Annotated in this window: 15 protein-coding genes; 7 read left to right on the forward strand and 8 right to left on the reverse strand. The window is 48.8% G+C overall.

The annotated features are described in order from the left end of the window. Nucleotides 1–274 precede the first annotated feature (274 nt). The 4 genes from ATW55_RS11570 (at nucleotide 275) to ATW55_RS11585 (ending at nucleotide 6,956) form a co-directional block, all read left to right on the forward strand. Entirely contained in the window at nucleotides 275–469 is a 195-nt protein-coding gene (locus ATW55_RS11570) for a cold-shock protein (RefSeq protein ID WP_067717651.1), read from the forward strand. Between the two features lie 124 nt (nucleotides 470–593). Then, the gene (locus ATW55_RS17355) at nucleotides 594–776 is read left to right on the forward strand and encodes a cold-inducible protein YdjO-related protein (RefSeq protein WP_067717654.1); all 183 of its coding nucleotides are present in this window, start codon (nucleotides 594–596) and stop codon (nucleotides 774–776) included. 70 nt (nucleotides 777–846) lie between these two features. Then, a complete protein-coding gene (locus ATW55_RS11580) occupies nucleotides 847–1,929 on the forward strand; it encodes a fatty acid desaturase (protein WP_235587105.1) in 1,083 nt (360 codons plus the stop codon). A gap of 788 nt (nucleotides 1,930–2,717) precedes the next feature. After that, the gene (locus ATW55_RS11585) at nucleotides 2,718–6,956 is read left to right on the forward strand and encodes an AAA domain-containing protein (RefSeq protein WP_160327235.1); all 4,239 of its coding nucleotides are present in this window, start codon (nucleotides 2,718–2,720) and stop codon (nucleotides 6,954–6,956) included. 206 nt (nucleotides 6,957–7,162) lie between these two features. On the opposite strand, the gene menC is transcribed toward ATW55_RS11585, so the two are convergent. Continuing rightward, the gene (gene menC, locus ATW55_RS11590; protein WP_067717660.1) at nucleotides 7,163–8,290 is read right to left on the reverse strand and encodes an o-succinylbenzoate synthase; all 1,128 of its coding nucleotides are present in this window, start codon (nucleotides 8,288–8,290) and stop codon (nucleotides 7,163–7,165) included. 471 nt (nucleotides 8,291–8,761) lie between these two features. Further along, nucleotides 8,762–9,973, reverse strand: a complete 1,212-nt coding sequence (locus tag ATW55_RS11595; RefSeq protein WP_153005138.1) for a hypothetical protein — start codon at nucleotides 9,971–9,973, stop codon at nucleotides 8,762–8,764. A gap of 172 nt (nucleotides 9,974–10,145) precedes the next feature. Between ATW55_RS11595 and ATW55_RS11600 the strand changes: the two genes are divergently transcribed. Both ATW55_RS11600 and ATW55_RS11605 read left to right on the forward strand, forming a co-directional pair. After that, on the forward strand, nucleotides 10,146–10,514 hold the full coding sequence (locus ATW55_RS11600) for a DUF488 domain-containing protein (RefSeq protein WP_067717666.1): 369 nt from the start codon (nucleotides 10,146–10,148) through the stop codon (nucleotides 10,512–10,514). A 270-nt stretch (nucleotides 10,515–10,784) separates the two neighbouring features. After that, nucleotides 10,785–12,287, forward strand: a complete 1,503-nt coding sequence (locus ATW55_RS11605; RefSeq protein ID WP_067717669.1) for a malate:quinone oxidoreductase — start codon at nucleotides 10,785–10,787, stop codon at nucleotides 12,285–12,287. Between the two features lie 349 nt (nucleotides 12,288–12,636). Here ATW55_RS11605 and ATW55_RS11610 read toward each other — a convergent pair whose 3' ends face one another. The 4 genes from ATW55_RS11610 to ATW55_RS11625 form a co-directional block, all read right to left on the reverse strand. After that, entirely contained in the window at nucleotides 12,637–12,897 is a 261-nt protein-coding gene (locus ATW55_RS11610; protein WP_067717673.1) for an amino acid decarboxylase, read from the reverse strand. A 21-nt stretch (nucleotides 12,898–12,918) separates the two neighbouring features. Continuing rightward, on the reverse strand, nucleotides 12,919–13,257 hold the full coding sequence (locus ATW55_RS11615; protein ID WP_067717752.1) for a hypothetical protein: 339 nt from the start codon (nucleotides 13,255–13,257) through the stop codon (nucleotides 12,919–12,921). A 99-nt stretch (nucleotides 13,258–13,356) separates the two neighbouring features. Then, a complete protein-coding gene (locus tag ATW55_RS11620) occupies nucleotides 13,357–13,722 on the reverse strand; it encodes a hypothetical protein (protein ID WP_067717676.1) in 366 nt (121 codons plus the stop codon). Further along, nucleotides 13,719–13,958, reverse strand: coding sequence for a DUF2249 domain-containing protein (locus ATW55_RS11625; protein WP_067717679.1), 240 nt, complete (start codon nucleotides 13,956–13,958; stop codon nucleotides 13,719–13,721). The genes ATW55_RS11620 and ATW55_RS11625 overlap by 4 nt, the downstream gene beginning before the upstream one ends. A 134-nt stretch (nucleotides 13,959–14,092) precedes the next feature. Between ATW55_RS11625 and ATW55_RS11630 the strand changes: the two genes are divergently transcribed. Beyond that, a complete protein-coding gene (locus ATW55_RS11630) occupies nucleotides 14,093–14,821 on the forward strand; it encodes an AarF/UbiB family protein (protein ID WP_067717683.1) in 729 nt (242 codons plus the stop codon). Here the strand turns inward: ATW55_RS11630 and ATW55_RS11635 are convergent. Then, on the reverse strand, nucleotides 14,801–15,634 hold the full coding sequence (locus tag ATW55_RS11635; protein WP_067717686.1) for a class I SAM-dependent methyltransferase: 834 nt from the start codon (nucleotides 15,632–15,634) through the stop codon (nucleotides 14,801–14,803). The two genes, ATW55_RS11630 and ATW55_RS11635, sit on opposite strands and share 21 nt — an antisense overlap. Before the next feature lie 427 nt (nucleotides 15,635–16,061). Beyond that, entirely contained in the window at nucleotides 16,062–16,475 is a 414-nt protein-coding gene (locus ATW55_RS11640) for a nuclear transport factor 2 family protein (protein WP_067717689.1), read from the reverse strand. Nucleotides 16,476–16,635: the final 160 nt, after the last annotated feature.

Consider the following 16,635-nt stretch of genomic DNA (forward strand, 5'->3'; position numbering starts at 1 on the left):
ATCCTGAAGTCTGGTTCTATTTGGCATTCGAATGGTCCCCGTGGTCGACCAACTGGGAAAAAGATGCGTGGGGCCTGATTGGATAATCAGATCACTTGATATTTTTGCCGAACTGTTGTAAAATTAAGTTGTTCAAAACGTGATCGTTTATATCTGTAAACATCTTGAGCCGTTCTTTTTTGCGCCTCATTGCAGGTGCGGAACAGAACGGTTTTCTAATTTAGACGGAATTGAACAAATTTTGTGCTCGATGAGCACTCCAGGAGGAATTCGTTTGAATCAAGGTACAGTAAAGTGGTTTAACTCGGAAAAGGGTTTTGGTTTCATTGAAGTTGAAGGCGGAGCAGATGTATTTGTCCATTTCAGTGCAATTCAAGGGGATGGATATAAGACGCTCGAAGAAGGTCAACGTGTAACCTTTGATATTATTCAAGGCCCTAAAGGTCCGCAAGCAGCGAACGTTGCCTAAGTGATTCTAAAAAAATGGACTGTCCTCACAGGCATCATTCTGATTCCTCGAGGGCAGTTTTTTTATCGCTGGTTTGGCGCTCAAGAGTCCATCTTACTACCACAATGAGGAAGGGGTAATTATGATGGGCAACTTTGGCAACAAGAGAAAGCCGATTTCAGAGCAGGTGTATGCCGATTCCGAAGTGTGGCAGTGTTCGACCTGCGCCGTTTGGTCAAGAGATGAGTTTATTTATATCGAAAACCCCGCTTGTCCAATGTGCCGTGGAGACATGGAACGAGTAACAAAAAGCATCCGCATTGAGTAAAATGTTTTGACCACGTACGTGCGTCTCAATCGAGCAGCCTTGGGAGCCTAGCCATGAATGGACGCATGTCTTGACACCATGGTCGATGATGCAGAATGCGGGTCATCTTCTCGCTAAAAATGAAAAGGAGATGATGATGATTAACCACAAAGAGAACCAAAACCTCTGGAAGAAAGATCTGGAGGCCTACCAAAGTCCGAGTCTTACAAAGAGTTGGTGGCAATTAATCAACACCATCGTGCCGTTTATGATATTGTGGTTTGGAGCCTATTATTGTTTCACGATATCCATTTGGTTGACCCTTCTTCTGACCATCCCGGCAGCGGGCTTTCTAGTGCGAACGTTTATTATATTTCACGACTGTGGTCACCACTCGTTTTTCAAAAGTCCAATGGCTAACGATATCGTTGGGGTTATAACGGGATTACTGACCTTTTTCCCGTATCATCAATGGAAGTATGAACACAGTGTCCATCATGCGGGAAATGGAAACTTGAATCGCAGGGGCATGGGAGATATCACGACTCTGACGGTGGATGAATACCTGAGATCCCCTCTCGTCACGCGACTGCTTTATCGGTTGTATCGAAATCCGCTGGTCATGTTTGGCCTCGGACCGATCTTTCTCGTTTTGGTTCAATATCGGTTTAACAGGCGGGGGGCAGGTCCAAGAGAACGCTTCAATACGCATTTGACCACCGCAATTCTTGCTGGGTTGGTAACGTTGGGCTGTTTTGGACTTGGGTGGGAAAGATTCCTTTTGGTCGAAGGGACAATTCTTTATTTAGCAGGAATGGCAGGCATTTGGCTGTTTTACGTGCAACATCAATTTGAAGACAGCTACTTTGAAAGCGCTGAGAACTGGGATTACGTGACGGCCGCCCTTCAAGGCAGTTCATACTATAAATTGCCGAAAGTCTTGCAGTGGATGACCGGAAATATCGGATTTCATCACATTCACCACCTTGGCCCCAGAGTTCCGAATTACAATCTGCAGAAAATCTACAATAAAGTTGCATATCTGCAAAAAGTTCCTACTGTGGGTGTGTTTTCTAGCCTGCGTTCTCTGCGGTTTCGACTGTGGGACGAGGACAAGAAAAAATTTATTGGATTCAAAGGTGCGACAAGGCTCAAATCGAACGCAAGATGGTAGGTATCTAACAGTAACCAGTCCCTCGGGACTGGTTTTTCTGATATCGAATGGGGGGGAATCCCGGTCCATTCGTTGAAGTGAAATTGTGGGATCTTTTTTCGGGCAAGATAGAGATGAAAAAATGGGATTACCCGGTCTCCTATGGAGGCCGAGTAATCCCTATGTGTTTATAAAACATGCAAAATATACGTACTGCCTCCGATTAAGCGCGCAAAAACAGACATAATGTATGTAGGGACGTATGGGTGGCAACATTCCTAAACTCGTCTCACAGCTTACCCACGGAAAGATGAATGGTTGCCCTTTTCTCTACACATTCTGAAAAAGTTGACGCTTTTTGTCGAACAAGGGATCTGTTAAGATAATTATTGAATAAACTGTCGACTTTTCTGAATATGGAAAAATGACCCCTCCATTAACATCCTTTCCATGTCACATCGGTTCAGCGGAGGAATTTAATGAAATCCCAAGCGTTAACATCGGAACGTGAAAAATTAATGCAAGTGTTTAAATACCTTCAAGCGCTCAACCAGATGCGTAACCCAGTCGTTACAAAAATTGACATGCAACCGTGGTCATTTTGGCTTCGAAATATACCAAATCACGACTGCATCGAATTTCTTTCAGAAAAACGACCTTTGAATACAGATGCTGATTCGTCGGATCAGGCAGCCCCTGCGGAGGATGATCTTCGTGGATACTTTCTTAACGTAAAACGCCCCACGCTTGAAGAATGTCCCAATCCACCTAAGGAGCTTAACGAGTGGCTCAGAGATGGATGGCGAAATTTGGACTCCATAGTGGAGATGGTTAGCTCAAAAGAGATGGCCGATCTGGACGGTGCGATGTTGATGGTCTGTTTTGAGGATGATTCTAATCGGGTAGCTGCCTATGAACGCTGGATCGAGGCCAGAAACGAGTGGATCGAACGGGAACGTCCGGCTCGTCAGGTTATGGAGATTTTCGAGAAGTTATACGCCCTTCACAATCAAATGGAACGGGAGCCTGAACAGGTTGATCTCCTTCTGGGGGATGGTATTCTTTCCTGTCAGCTGCAAGCTGGCGCCGTAGTGCAACACCCCGTCCTTCTTCAACGCGTGGAACTCCATTTTGATGCGTCTGTTCCTGAGTTCAAACTTTCGGAAACGGATCATGCTCCAGAGCTTTATACGGCCCTTCTTCGGGTTATCCCAGAACTTCAGGCGAGTGCAGTTTCTGAGTTGTTGACAGAGCTCAGCGAAGCGGAATATCACCCGCTCAATGCCACGGATACATCGGAATACTTGAAGCGCCTTGTCACGCGCATTTCGCCTCGAGGGGAACTCATTGATGGACCAACGTCTCTCATAAACGGAAGGGATCCGAAAATTACTCGCGACCCGCTATTGTTCCTGCGTAAACGAACGCTTGGATTCAGTGTGGCGTTGGAGCGTATTCTTGAAGATTTAAAAGAAGATCGTCATCTGCCTGATTCTATTTTGAATCTGATGGGTGTCGAAACGACGTTTACGGGCGCAAATGGCAAAATCGAAGGATTAATGCGGTCGATCGATGTGAACGGTGAAGATGAACGGGTGCTTCTGAGCAAAGAAGCTAACGCAGAGCAGCTCCAGATTGCACTTCGGTTAGAAGAAAATGGCGCTGTGCTCGTTCAAGGCCCTCCAGGAACAGGTAAGACCCATACCATTGCAAATCTTTTAGGACATCTGCTGTCACAGGGAAAGAGTGTTCTCGTAACAAGCCATACAGCTAAAGCGCTGCGAGTGCTGCGAGACAAAGTTGTAAGACCATTGCAGCCGCTTTGTGTCAGCGTGCTCGAAAATGATGGTGAAAGCCGAAAACAAATGGAACATTCGGTTGACGCAATCGCGGAACGGTTGTCCTCCCTTGACGCGGATACGCTTGACCGCGAAGCTGAGATGCTTACTCAACAACGGTCAGAGCTTTTAAAAAATTTACGAGAGCTAAGAAATACTCTACAGTTGGCACGCCAAGATGAATACCGCCCCATCGTCGTTGGCGGCGAGTCGTTTGAGCCTTCTCAGGCGGCGCGGAGAGTAAGGGATGAGAAAGAAGAAAACAGTTGGATACCCACCCCAGTGGAGCTTGAAGCTCCGATGCCTTTGTCCATAGGTGAAGCCATTGAACTGTACTCGAGCAACGAACTTCTCAATCCAGAAACGGAAGCTGAACTTCATCTTGAACTGCCAGAACCAACGCATTTTCTGACACCAGTGGCATTTGAGAGACTGACGGAAACGAGGAGTCGACTTTGTTCGCTTGATCTCTCGTATCGCAGTGATCTGTGGAATGAATCCAGAATGGAGCAGACGGTCGCGGTATTGGAAGGTTTATTATCGCAGGTAGCTTCACTTGTAGAATTTCTGAAAGAGGACACCCCATGGCGCATTGCTGCAATGACTGCCGGAAAAGAAGGTGGCGTACTCCGTGCGGCGTGGGAGGAACTTATAGAGGAAGTTCAATCTGTATATGATCAGTCGGCTCAGGCACAACCGTATTTCTTGCGGCACGGGTTTGAAGTGTCGAGTGAAATTCGGTTTGAGGAAGCCACTCGAACAGTAGACGAAATTCTACAACATCTAGGTGCGGGCGGAAAATTAGGCGGCATGAAACTGTTCACCAAACGTGAATGGAGGCAATTCATTCAGAATACCAAGGTGGATGGACAAAATCCATCTGAGATAGAGCACTTTAAAACGCTTCGTGCATGGTTACGGTTGCACGTGAATCGAGAGAAGTTAAAGGCTCGCTGGAAACGGCAAATGACCGATTTGGGTGGACCCAGTACTGAGTCGCTGACCGAACGGCCTGAGGACACCGCTCGACAGTTTATTCTTCCGATACAGCAGGCGCTAGATTGGTATGGTACAAAGTGGCTATCCTTTCGCAAGGCTCTGGTAGAGCAAGGGTTAAACGTCGATGCCTTATTAACCGAGGTACCTGTGGTGCTCGCTTCGAACGCGGAATTGGCGCGTCTGCGGATGATGTTGACGGAGACGTTACCGACAGTTGTTCAAGTGCAGATCGATCGCGTAAATTTGGCGCAAGTTCAGAGGGAATACCAAGTTCTGAAACAAACGGTGAATGACGCACTGCATCTTGTCCCCAATTCTTTGACGGTGCAAAACATCCGTCACGCCGTGACAGAATATGATCCAGAAACCTATAAGCGTGCATATGATCAGCTCATGGAACTGCATGCGCTGTCAAACGTGGCCAGAAGACGTGAGGAACTTCTACGGAAATTGTCAGCGGTAGCACCAGCCTGGGCAACTGCGATTCGAATCAGGAGCGGTGTTCACGGGTTGGGTCAACTTCCGGGAGACCTTGATCAGGCGTGGACTTGGAGACAACTCCATGATGAATTAGACAAACGCGGGAAGACCTCAATGGAGGAACTACAGCTAAGAATTTCGGATCGAAGTCAAAAATTGCGTGAGATTACAGCAACTCTCGTGGAAAAGAGGGCTTGGAGTGCCCAAGTGAGACGTACGACGCTTGCACAGCGTCAGGCGCTGCAGGGCTGGAAACTTCTCGTGCAAAAAACTGGTAAAGGAACTGGAATTCGCACGCCAAGCCTGCTTGCTGAAGCGCGCAAATTGATGCCTGTCTGTCAGACTGCGGTTCCGGTTTGGATTATGCCACTTAGCCGAGTGGTCGAAAACTTTGTTCCTGGGAAAAATCAATTCGATGTCGTCATTATTGACGAAGCGAGCCAAGCGGATGTCATGGCACTGACTGGATTGTACTTTGGTAATCAGGTGCTGGTTGTTGGTGACGATGAACAGGTGAGTCCAGATGCCGTGGGCCAACGCGCAGAAGACACACAGAAGTTGATCGACACTTATTTGACCGATGTACCCAACGCTTCGATCTACGATGGGAAATCGTCCATTTACGATTTGGCGAAAACAAGCTTCCCAGAAGTCCAGTTGCGCGAACACTTCCGTTGTGTAGCCCCGATTATTCAATTTAGCAATCACTTGTCATACGGAGGAGATATTAAACCTCTGCGTGATGCAAGTGTGGTAACACGGCGCCCGCCAACCATCGCTTATCGAGTACAAGATGCACAATCAACGGACAAGTTGAATCAGAAGGAAGCGCACATCGTATCATCGCTACTTGTCGCCGCGACAGAACACGAGGCATATGAAGATGCCACATTTGGCGTTATTTCTCTTGTCGGCGATGATCAAGCGATGCTCATTGATTCCTTGTTACGGAAGCATCTATCTGCCACAGCGTACCAAAGACGACTCATTCGTTGTGGTAATTCAGCGCAGTTCCAAGGGGATGAACGCGACGTAATCTTCCTGTCCATGGTCTACGGTCCGGCGGGGAATGGACCGCTTCGGATGCTGGCTGATCCTGGTAACAGTATGCGCAAGAGATTTAACGTGGCTGCAAGTCGCGCTCGGGATCAACTTTGGGTCGTTCACTCGTTAGATCCACACATCGATTTGAAAGAGGGCGATCTTCGCAGGCGATTGATTTTGCATGCAGAAGACCCTTACCAGTATGATGAGGCGATTGAGCACATGGAGAGGCGTACAGAATCAGAGTTTGAGAGACAGGTCTTACGTCGCCTGACGGACGCTGGATATCGCGTGACGCCGCAATGGTCTGTGGGATATTACCGGATTGACATGGTGGTTGAAGGCGGCGGCAAACGCCTGGCAGTAGAGTGTGACGGCGATCGCTGGCATCCACATGAAAAACTGGCGGACGATATGGCGCGCCAGGCGATATTGGAGCGCCTTGGCTGGAACTTTGTTCGCATTCGAGGAAGTCAGTTCTTCCGGAATCCGGACTTGGCGATGAGGGCGGTGTTTGAGAGGTTAAACGCGCTCAACATTCCTGCCGTGGGACTGACGGATCACGCTGCTACTGAGAAAGATGTATCCGGCGCGGAGATCAAAGCGTGGATCGCAAGGCGTGCGGCCGAGCTTCGAAACGAATGGTTCGAGTACGAAAAAGGCCAAATAGAAAGTGAGGTGGTTTAAAATTTGATCTTGAATGCGCGCCATTTATCATCGGATGGACTGAGGTATCGTCTCATCAACCCGAAAGACTTTTGCCGTTAAAGCAATCGAATGCCGCTCGTGGACAGATGCACACAGTCTGCCTTGAATGAACTCGAAATTCGATCCATTCTAAACCCTCACTCTAGTACAGATGCATGAATCGTGCATCTGTACTAGAGTGAGGGTCACCTCGCGCTGACCACTTCTGCTACTTGTATGGTATATTTCTCAAGCCGCTCTTGATCGACACGCGAAGCCACCCCGGAGAGCGGCTCGACTGCAAGCACTCCGGGCCGCAAAAACGTAACGGCCGGTTGAATCAAGTCTTCTTCAAAGTACCTCGCGCTAGGCGCTGTGTCCCCTGGCAGTGTAAACCCTGGCAACGCCGTCAGTGCCACATTGTGTAAGCGACCGATGCCGCTTTCAAGCATCCCCCCGCACCACATATCAACCCCCGCTTCGCGGCATCTATCGTGAATGGCGAGTGCCTCGCCAAACCCTCCGACTCGCCCTACTTTTAAATTAACGATCCGGCAAGCTCCGATTTCCAGAGCCTTTCTCAGGTCTTCGGCACTGTTTATGCTCTCATCAAGACAAATCGGAGTCGCTAGTTCAGCCTGAAGTTTTGCGTGATCCATGATGTCATCGTGCGCTAACGGTTGTTCAATCATCATCAGATTTAACGCATCCCATTTCTTTAGGTGACGAACGTCTTTTAAGCAATAAGCACTGTTTGCGTCAGCCATAAGGGGCATGTCGGGAAATGATTCGCGAATGACTCTGAGGGGCTCAAAATCAAAACCAGGCCGAACTTTTAATTTGACGCGCGCAAATCCTTGACTGACGTAATATCCCACTCGCTCAATCAGCGTATCGAGGTTTGGTTGAATCCCGATGCTGATACCTACCGGGATTTCTGTTCGGGTTCCGCCGAGCAGTGTTGCAATGGGAGTCGCTGATTCATTCGCATAGGCATCCCAAATCGCCATTTCAATGGCGGCTTTTGCCATTTTGTTTCTTTTAAAATGGGCTAATTTCAAGCGAATATCCCGCAAATCTTGAACTGAATTGTATGCGTGTGATTGCAGTGCGGGGATGAAAAAATCGCGCAACATATGCCAGGCTGTGGCGTTTGTTTCCTCACTGTATAATGGTTCCATGCTCGCGACACATTCCCCATAACCGATCCCGCCGCGTACTGTGCGCACGGTGACAATAATCCCCTCACGAGCATCTTCAATACCGAACGATGTTACGAAAGGCTCTTTCAGCGGCAAGCGAACCCTTTGTAATGAAACCGACGCAATCTGCATTTATTTTGCTCCTTTATTTCTTTAAATTATGGACATTTTGTTTTTGGCGTGGTTAAACTCATGAATAAAATCTCGTTCTGCCTAAAGAGTTGTTGCGCAACTTGACCAACGGCGTAACGCCACTGCATCGCCCTGCCAGCATCCACATGAAGGAATGTGTCAATAGTTACAGGAACTTTTCTCGCCACAACTCTTGTTGTGTCAACTGGAGACCAAATCACAGCATAGGTACCTCAATCGCATAAGACCTATCTAATCATAGCGAATCCGCTTGGCTAGTCCTAGCGAGCAGAGGGGGAATTCATTTGCCATCCTTCCTTGAACCATCATTTGTGCGATTGAGGTTGGTTGGTTCCCACAATCTGAGCGATCACGTCAAGAGACAACCTATATCCCAATATGGTACGTCATGCAGCTGTTGAAACGATTGGGCATACAGAGTTCATGGGATGGGACGACATGGACAGTGACTCAACAGAATAACTGATTGATTTCCAGGGTTCTTGTGAACCAACGTTGACCGCCATTGCGGGTTTCATATATCGTCCCGTTTGAAGCAAGTCCAAACCCAATGCGGGCAGTGAGGAATTGCACTTGCGTAAAAGGGACGGGTGTTTGCGCGATGCGTCGCCACGCGCCGCCAAAATGAGCGGTGGAAAAAAGTGTCGTGCGCGTCTGAAAAGTTTGGAGCGTTGACATTTGTCGCACAGTTGTCACCGTTTCCCAGAAAGCGTCAGATCCTGCTATTCCCATCGCGATTTGTGGGAGACGGTGGAACGCATAGATGTTGGACACGCCATTTATAATCGCCAATCTCCACACTTTGCCGCCGTCTGTGGTTAAGTACATTCCCCACTTTTCATACGGAAACTGATCGCTTGTAAAAGTAACTGACATCATGCCCGTCTGGCCATGCCAAAGGATTGGACCGAAGGAAACCAGGGATGCGGCGCCGCGCAGGTTCTTTGGAACGGACAGGTACAGAGTTTGCCACGTTCGTCCCCCGTTTTGTGTGCGATAGAGCAGTGGGGGTACGGTAAATCGTTTGCCTTTGGCAGGCTTCACGAGGCCTGCCACTTCTGATGATCCGGCGAACGAGCTCTCGGCAAAACCTTGCATGGCATTTCGAAAACCGAGGAGATCGTTGATTGGACTGACACCTGATACAAGTTGCCAAAGGAGACCCCTGTTTTGTGTCTGCCAAAGCTGTAGTGTATGTGCTGAATTCATGCCGCCGGCTATGACCGCGAGCCAACCAAATTTTCCGGTGGGGGAGAAGGAAAACTGCATGCGGTCAGAGTGCATGGGTGGCAAATCTATTGTATTGGAAACACGCCACGTGGCGCCCCAGTCTGAGGTGACGTGAACGTGCGCCTGTGGCCATGAACCTCCTGTTTGCGTCGTGTAGAGTGCGCGGCCGCCTGAGGAAAACTGTAAAGCAGCCGTATTGGGAATCGACAACACAATCGACCACGACGCTCCAGCATTTTTTGTACGTAGCAAGGTGATCGTTGCGCCAGTCACGCGTTCACCCCAGCCGTTTTTTACCGTCGTCATCATGATCGATGTGGGACGTAAAGATTTGCCCGGCGTGTATACTGCGTACGTTTTTTCGGGAAGGGCAATAAGGGAGAGAAGCGCTAAAATGGCGCCAAAGAATTTTGTGAAATTCAGAATTTGCAATGTCATCTCTCCCGCTAAGAACTGTCTTATCGATAGACGCTGCATAACCATGGCAGGTTTCATTTCTTCATAGGAAAGGCGGGTGTGCGTTAAAATAAGGATCATACATACGCTCACTTGGCACAGACAAAAAATCTTCAATCACCAAACGCGCATGCTAAGGAGGTTGTCGATGGACATCCGCTTGAAACGGGTTTATGAGATTCCCTCTGAAGAGGACGGACAGAGGATTTTGGTGGACAGGCTTTGGCCACGGGGCCTGACGAAAGAGGCTGCCCAAATTGATGTATGGTTGAAGGAGGTCGCACCGAGTCACGAACTGCGGAAATGGTTTCACCACGATTCGTCACAATGGGAAACATTTGTCGAGCGATACAGCGCGGAACTGGCTGACCGTCCCGAGGCAGCCGCATGCATCAAACAGCTGCGTGAGGCGGCTACCGCAGGTGCTGTGACCCTGGTCTTTAGTGCAAAAAATGTAGACATGAACAATGCAACGGTTCTTCGCGACGTGTTGCAACAAAAGATCAGTTACGGATGATCAAGACCATCACTCGTCTCTCGGCTATGTGGGTCAATGCCTGATGTATCGCTGTCCTACTGCTTAAAGGCAACATGAGCATCTATCGTGGCAAGAATGGAGCTTCCTTGCCATGCCGTTTTTTAATGGGCAGGGGCGTGGACTGTGCATAGTGATCGGCGTATAATTGAAACAGATGATTTTATTTTTCTAATACAGTTTTGGGGAAAATATTGAACAGGGATGTCGTGCTGACTTTTTTCTAAATAACGAAGTATAGGGATGGTAATGATGAGCAACGTACAGAAGAGTGTGGATGTTATCCTCATTGGCGCTGGGATCATGAGTGCGACGTTGGGAGCATTGCTAAAAGAATTGGCGCCGGACTGGACCATCAAGGTATTTGAGAAACTCGAAGACGCAGGGGAGGAGAGTTCTAACGAATGGAATAATGCAGGTACGGGGCACTCTGCATTGTGTGAACTTAACTATACACCTGAAAACTCTGATGGATCGATTGATATTAGTAAAGCGATAAAAATCAATGAACAGTTTCAGCTTTCAAGACAGTTTTGGTCTCATCTTGTAAAAAGCAATTTGATTCGCAATCCGCGTGATTTTATCAGACCCATCCCTCATATGAGTTTGGTACAAACGGAGAGCGATGTAGCGTTTTTGAAAAAGCGTTTTGATGCGCTTTCTGACAACCCATTGTTTCAGGGGATGGAATTTTCCGATGACCCTGAAAAGCTAAGGGAATGGATTCCGCTCATTATGGAAGGACGTTCATCAAAGGAACGGATTGCGGCGACCAAAATTGACTCAGGAACGGATGTTAATTTTGGCGCGTTAACGCGCATGATGTTTGATCATTTAAAAAGAAACGGTGTAGAGATCAACTATAGGCATCGTGTTGACGATATTAAACGCGCTGGCGACGGGGCGTGGGATGTAAAGGTGAGTGATCTTGGCAGCGGTAAAAACGAGTGTCATACTGCAAAGTTCGTTTTTATCGGCGGCGGTGGAAGCAGCCTGCTTTTGCTCCAAAAAACGGGCATTCCAGAGTCAAAACACATCGGGGGATTCCCGGTAAGCGGACTCTTTATGGTATGTAACAATCCGGAAGTGGCGGCTCGTCATCACGCAAAGGTATACGGTAAGGCCAAGGTTGGCGCTCCGCCAATGTCTGTCCCGCATCTTGACACGAGATTCATCGACAATAAGGAGACACTGTTGTTTGGACCGTTTGCCGGTTTCTCGCCAAAGTTCTTGAAAACTGGTTCAAACTTTGATCTGATTGACTCTGTAAAACCGAATAATGTCTTCACGATGCTTGCGGCAGGTGTGAAAGAGCGGGCATTGACTAAATACCTGATTCAACAGGTTATGCTATCGCATGAACAGCGGATGGAAGCGTTGCGCGAGTTTATCCCGACTGCCAAAAGTGAAGATTGGGATATCGCCCAGTCCGGTACGCGTGTGCAGGTGATCAAAGATACGGAGAAAAGCGGTAAAGGGACACTTCAATTCGGCACGGAAGTGATTTGTGCTTCAGACGGCTCAGTCGCTGCGTTGCTTGGCGCGTCACCTGGTGCCTCTACGGCTGTTTACGTCATGCTTGAGGTATTAGAGAAGTGTTTCCCAGAGCATATGAAAGTGTGGGAATCGAAAATAAGGGAAATGATCCCCACGTTTGGCGTGTCACTTGTAGAGAACGTGGAACTTTTTCGAGAAATTCAGGCGACAACCGCGCAGACGCTTGGTTTGAATGGAAAACAGCCAGTTTTTCGTTAATCTCTGGCCCCTTACGTTTCTGTGAAAATGCACCGCTCTCGCTTCGGGCGTATGCTTTTGCGGTATCTTCTCTTCACAGAAAGAAACCTATCCCACGCTATTTTCGTCTGATTCATTGTAGCGGATCAGACTGGAGAGATTGCCGTGCAGCGATAGGTTTTTTTGTGGCTAGGCAGTCTGAGTTTGGGGATCAATTTGCTGGGGTGTGGCAACATCGCATGCGCCGGCACTCCGCCATACACGACACAAAAATAGTATACAATTCAGTTGCTTTGAGGTTCTGGTACGAACAAACGATCCGCTTTGCTGATTGCCTTGCGAATGTCTGTGCAGGGCGTTTGAACAGTGCTTACAGTTTCATCACGCGCAACCGCCAGTGTCCAGATTCAACTTCTGCCACAGCTACGCGAAGTCCCAGACCTTCAAGGGCCGCAATGAGCGGTCCGGTTCGATGTGGAACATGAACTTCGCACAGTGTTCCGCGAGGGGACTCGTCGACCAGTTTCAGAATTTCGTGTCTTGGATGAAATCCCTTCCGAATCGCATCGCGGGCATCAATGATCAGGTGTACATCCTCACGTTTGACTGTCAACAGATCCATCATGTCCATGTCGAACTCTCCTTCTTGGAATTACGCGCGGTGCTTGCTTAACATTTCTTGTTTTGCGGCACTGTACAGCGCTGCCATGCCGCCATAGAGCGTATAGAAAAAGGCGTCTGGCGCGTCGAGAGAGAACGAGTTGTAATTTCTCGGATCCATGCTGAGCGCGAACTCAAACAGCTTGGCGCTGTCGTATGCGTAAAAGCAAAAATTCGTATAATCAAATGCGGGCATTTTCTCATAAATGGTGACAATATCCGACGAGTACGTCGGGATATCTTGTGCGGCTTTATCAATCATTTTTACGGCATCCACAAGGTCGACTGAGATCCGGATGGTCTTATCATTCACGATGTCTATTTTCGCCACAGCAATCTCCTTTTGCGCCTGTTTAATGTCTAATTCGAAATAACGGCGCAGATGATTATTTGTCCTGCAGATCGTGGCGCGAAAGCGCCATGCCACCGTCTAATAAGTGAAGACATGAACGCCTTCCCGCAGTGCCTCCTGATAGGCGGCCAGAGAGATCATCTTGTCTTTCGTCGGTTCTTGTGGCCGAATCTGAAGATATCCGTCGTCTGCCACGTCCGGATTCGCAGCGCCAAGTAACATTCCTTCTTCTACGAGCGAGGCAATCACAGACAGCCCCCACCATAGTGACGGATCAACTGCACCGTCAACGCCAGCCATTTCCTTGACGCGAAACACCCATTCATACGGCATGTGGGCTAAATTGACCACATGCCGCAATTTTTGGTCCTGCTTAATGACAAAAACGCGGCGATAGCCGTGTGGCACGTGGCCTACTGGCAGCCACTCGATGCTGGCTGTCATGCGCCGACACGACCTATGCGAATGCGAAAGGTCTCGGGTCCGCGCTCGATGTACTCCCACGAGAAAATTTCTGAACGTTCCAATTCAAACTGATAACGCAGCGGTTGTGGATCGTGGTCATTGACCAGGAGCATCGCTTCTCCTGGTTTCAGGCTGTCAAATGTTTCAAAGATCACCTTGTGTTTCTGGTGCGGAGGATATTCTGTCGCATTGACTGTCGCTTGGAACTCACTCATGGGTAAACCCCTCCTGAATACAAAGTTGACTTCACAACTCGCATTTTACGTCACCTGGTGGACCAGGATCGTGATTCATATCACACAAGGATATTTTGGATAGAAGTGGCGTCACAAAGTTTCAGCTCTGGTGAATGTTTGGGCATGCGGCGACACTCACACAGGAGATGAATATGCGCGCGGAGGCAGGACACATGAAGAGGTTGCGGCAGACGCTGGCGAGTGATAAGCGGATCGTGATTTCGAAGGTGTTTGAAGCCTATACGACAACCCGCGTGTTGGTGATGGAGTGGATCGAGGGAACAAGTATCCGGGACACTGCACAACTTCAAGTTTGGCGTGTGGATCGACAGGCTGTTCGGGATGCCTTGCTGGGTGCATACGTAAAACAGCGCTTGGTGACGGGGTTTGTCCATCTGGATCCGCATCCTGGAAATCTGGCCATACTTCCTGACGGAAACCTGGCCTTGCTCGATTTTGGCATGGTCGCAGAGTATACCTCAGACGAGCGGGCCGCATTTCGCGCTCTGTTGCAGTGCGCATTTTTGCGAGACATGGATGGTGCGGTGAGAATCCTGCAGAGCCTCGAATTTCTGCAATCCACATCGAATGCGGAAGAACTGGCCCGAGGGCTGCAGGGGATAAGTAAACACTTCACTGCCGCAGATCTTCGCAATTTGATTCAGAAACATGGTTTTCGGTTGGAAGCGAGGTATATGCTGTTGATCCGTTGTCTGGGAATGATAAAGACGGCAATGACCACATTGACACCAGATGAAACCAATTGGACTGAAGTCCTGTCTGAGCATGTGTTTCCCATCATGTTATCCGAAGCGAATGGCTCACAGATGTGGTTTGCCTGACAATTCTGGTGCTGATTCTGGCATCTGTGGTCGCTGAGCTGACAAGAGTACGACCTCGTAGTGCATCGTGAACCCGTTTGGGTGTCCCTGGTCGATTGCGTTTATCATTTCCTCCTTGATGTCTTCTGGCGCGTAATCAAGCAGATGGAACAATTCACTGAAAAAATCCAGCACCGCCTGACCGTTTTCAAAGTGAAAGGGCAATCGGGTGCGCACCTCTTTGAGCTTCTCAAAACCGGCTGCGGCCATGGCATTTGGCAACATCTCCGCCTGCGTGAATTTGCTTAGAAAGGGTTTGGCCATCATGGCCATATCTCCGAGAACGAGCGTGGTGACATCGAAGAATTCTTCCCATGTCTGTCTTCCAGGCACAGTGAAAAAAACCGTTCCACCAGGGCGAACTACTTCATACACTTCGCGCATGCTGTCAAAAGGACGCGGAAAAAACGGAAATGCGAGATTGCATAGAACCAGATCGTACCCTTTACGCTCAAGATCGATCTTTTCTACGCTCATGGTCCGAAAATCGATATTGCTGAGGTTTTGTTTTGCGGCCTCTTCTTTTCCCAGTGCGATCATCACATCGGATGAATCCACGGCAGTCACTATAAACTGTGGGTACTGGGCCGCGATGGACAAACCCAACACACCTGGGCCGCAGCCAAGGTCGAGTACGTCGCGACGGGTGGACGCTGTTTCATTCTGAGCGACGTGTGACAGGATGACTTTTGCAACGCGCGGGGAGATCCGTCGCCCAACCGTATTTTTGTATAGAATGCTTCCTTCCTCGGATTTGAAGTTTGGAATGTGCATATCAGGTTACCTCCTGGTTAATCAGAGTCTGTAACATAGGACGCAGGGATCAGCCCCTGAAATTCATGGGGCTCTGTTTAGCACTGCATTTAAACCATATCGAGATTGAGTCAGATCGGGTGTGCGCTGCATCACGTTTCGCGGGACTGTCGGTGGCGGATTGCCAAAGGGGAATCGGCGTGTGATAAAACACACACCTTTGGATGAAGAGGCGTGTCAGAATCAGGATGAACGATCTCTCATTTGAACAGGGTAAGAGACTCACAATACACCGCACACCGCGAGTGCAAACCTTCGTTTTGGACAGAAGAATCGGCGCCAGAGCTGCCATCCCTTGTGGAGGATCACATCGAGGTATGCAAGATGCTTGAGACTGTGACGTGAACATCGAATCAAAATGGATTGCGAAAGAGACATGGCCCAGGGGCTAGCTATATCGTCGCTCTGATTTATCAATTGGATAGTCGTTTGCGCTCATGTCCCGGCGCCGCATAAGTCCTTCGTCGTCGAACTCCCAGTGCTCATTTCCGTGAGTGCGCATCCACTGATCGGTGTCTGCGTCGCGCCACTCGTATTCAAAGCGCACGGAGATACGATTGTCAGTATAACACCAAAGCTCCTTCATCAATTTGTAGTCGAGTTCTTTGGCCCATTTGCGCCGCAGGAATTCTTTGATCGCCTCTCTCCCTTTAAAAAATTCAGTGCGGTTTCTCCACTCAGAGTCTGGTGTGTATGCCAAAGCGACAATTTCGGGGTCGCGGGTATTCCAGGCGTTTTCTGCCGCTTTGACTTTGGCGCGCGCGGTTTCCTCTGTAAAGGGAGGTTTGATGGGTGACGACATTCTGATCGCTCCTTTGGATTCATTTGATTTTTATGATACTTGAGTTGACGATTGGTCGCCAGAATCGACGCATCACTTTATGACAAAGTGTGCAGGATTTAAATCTCATTGTCCAGGCCATCTTTCTTTTTACAAACTGCCGGCATAAATACTTTGAAAT

The sequence above is a fragment of the Ferroacidibacillus organovorans genome, from assembly GCF_001516615.1.
GTDB classification, from domain to species: domain Bacteria; phylum Bacillota; class Bacilli; order Alicyclobacillales; family SLC66; genus Ferroacidibacillus; species Ferroacidibacillus ferrooxidans_B.

Coding starts and splice junctions, on each gene's coding strand:
- menC (WP_067717660.1), bottom strand. CDS start 8,290: ATGCAGATTGCGTCGGTTTCATTACAAAGGGTTCGCTTGCCGCTGAAA.
- ATW55_RS11630 (WP_067717683.1), top strand. CDS start 14,093: ATGTTTGGGCATGCGGCGACACTCACACAGGAGATGAATATGCGCGCG.
- ATW55_RS17355 (WP_067717654.1), top strand. CDS start 594: ATGGGCAACTTTGGCAACAAGAGAAAGCCGATTTCAGAGCAGGTGTAT.
- ATW55_RS11610 (WP_067717673.1), bottom strand. CDS start 12,897: ATGGACATGATGGATCTGTTGACAGTCAAACGTGAGGATGTACACCTG.
- ATW55_RS11620 (WP_067717676.1), bottom strand. CDS start 13,722: ATGACAGCCAGCATCGAGTGGCTGCCAGTAGGCCACGTGCCACACGGC.
- ATW55_RS11605 (WP_067717669.1), top strand. CDS start 10,785: ATGAGCAACGTACAGAAGAGTGTGGATGTTATCCTCATTGGCGCTGGG.
- ATW55_RS11625 (WP_067717679.1), bottom strand. CDS start 13,958: ATGAGTGAGTTCCAAGCGACAGTCAATGCGACAGAATATCCTCCGCAC.
- ATW55_RS11600 (WP_067717666.1), top strand. CDS start 10,146: ATGGACATCCGCTTGAAACGGGTTTATGAGATTCCCTCTGAAGAGGAC.
- ATW55_RS11635 (WP_067717686.1), bottom strand. CDS start 15,634: ATGCACATTCCAAACTTCAAATCCGAGGAAGGAAGCATTCTATACAAA.
- ATW55_RS11640 (WP_067717689.1), bottom strand. CDS start 16,475: ATGTCGTCACCCATCAAACCTCCCTTTACAGAGGAAACCGCGCGCGCC.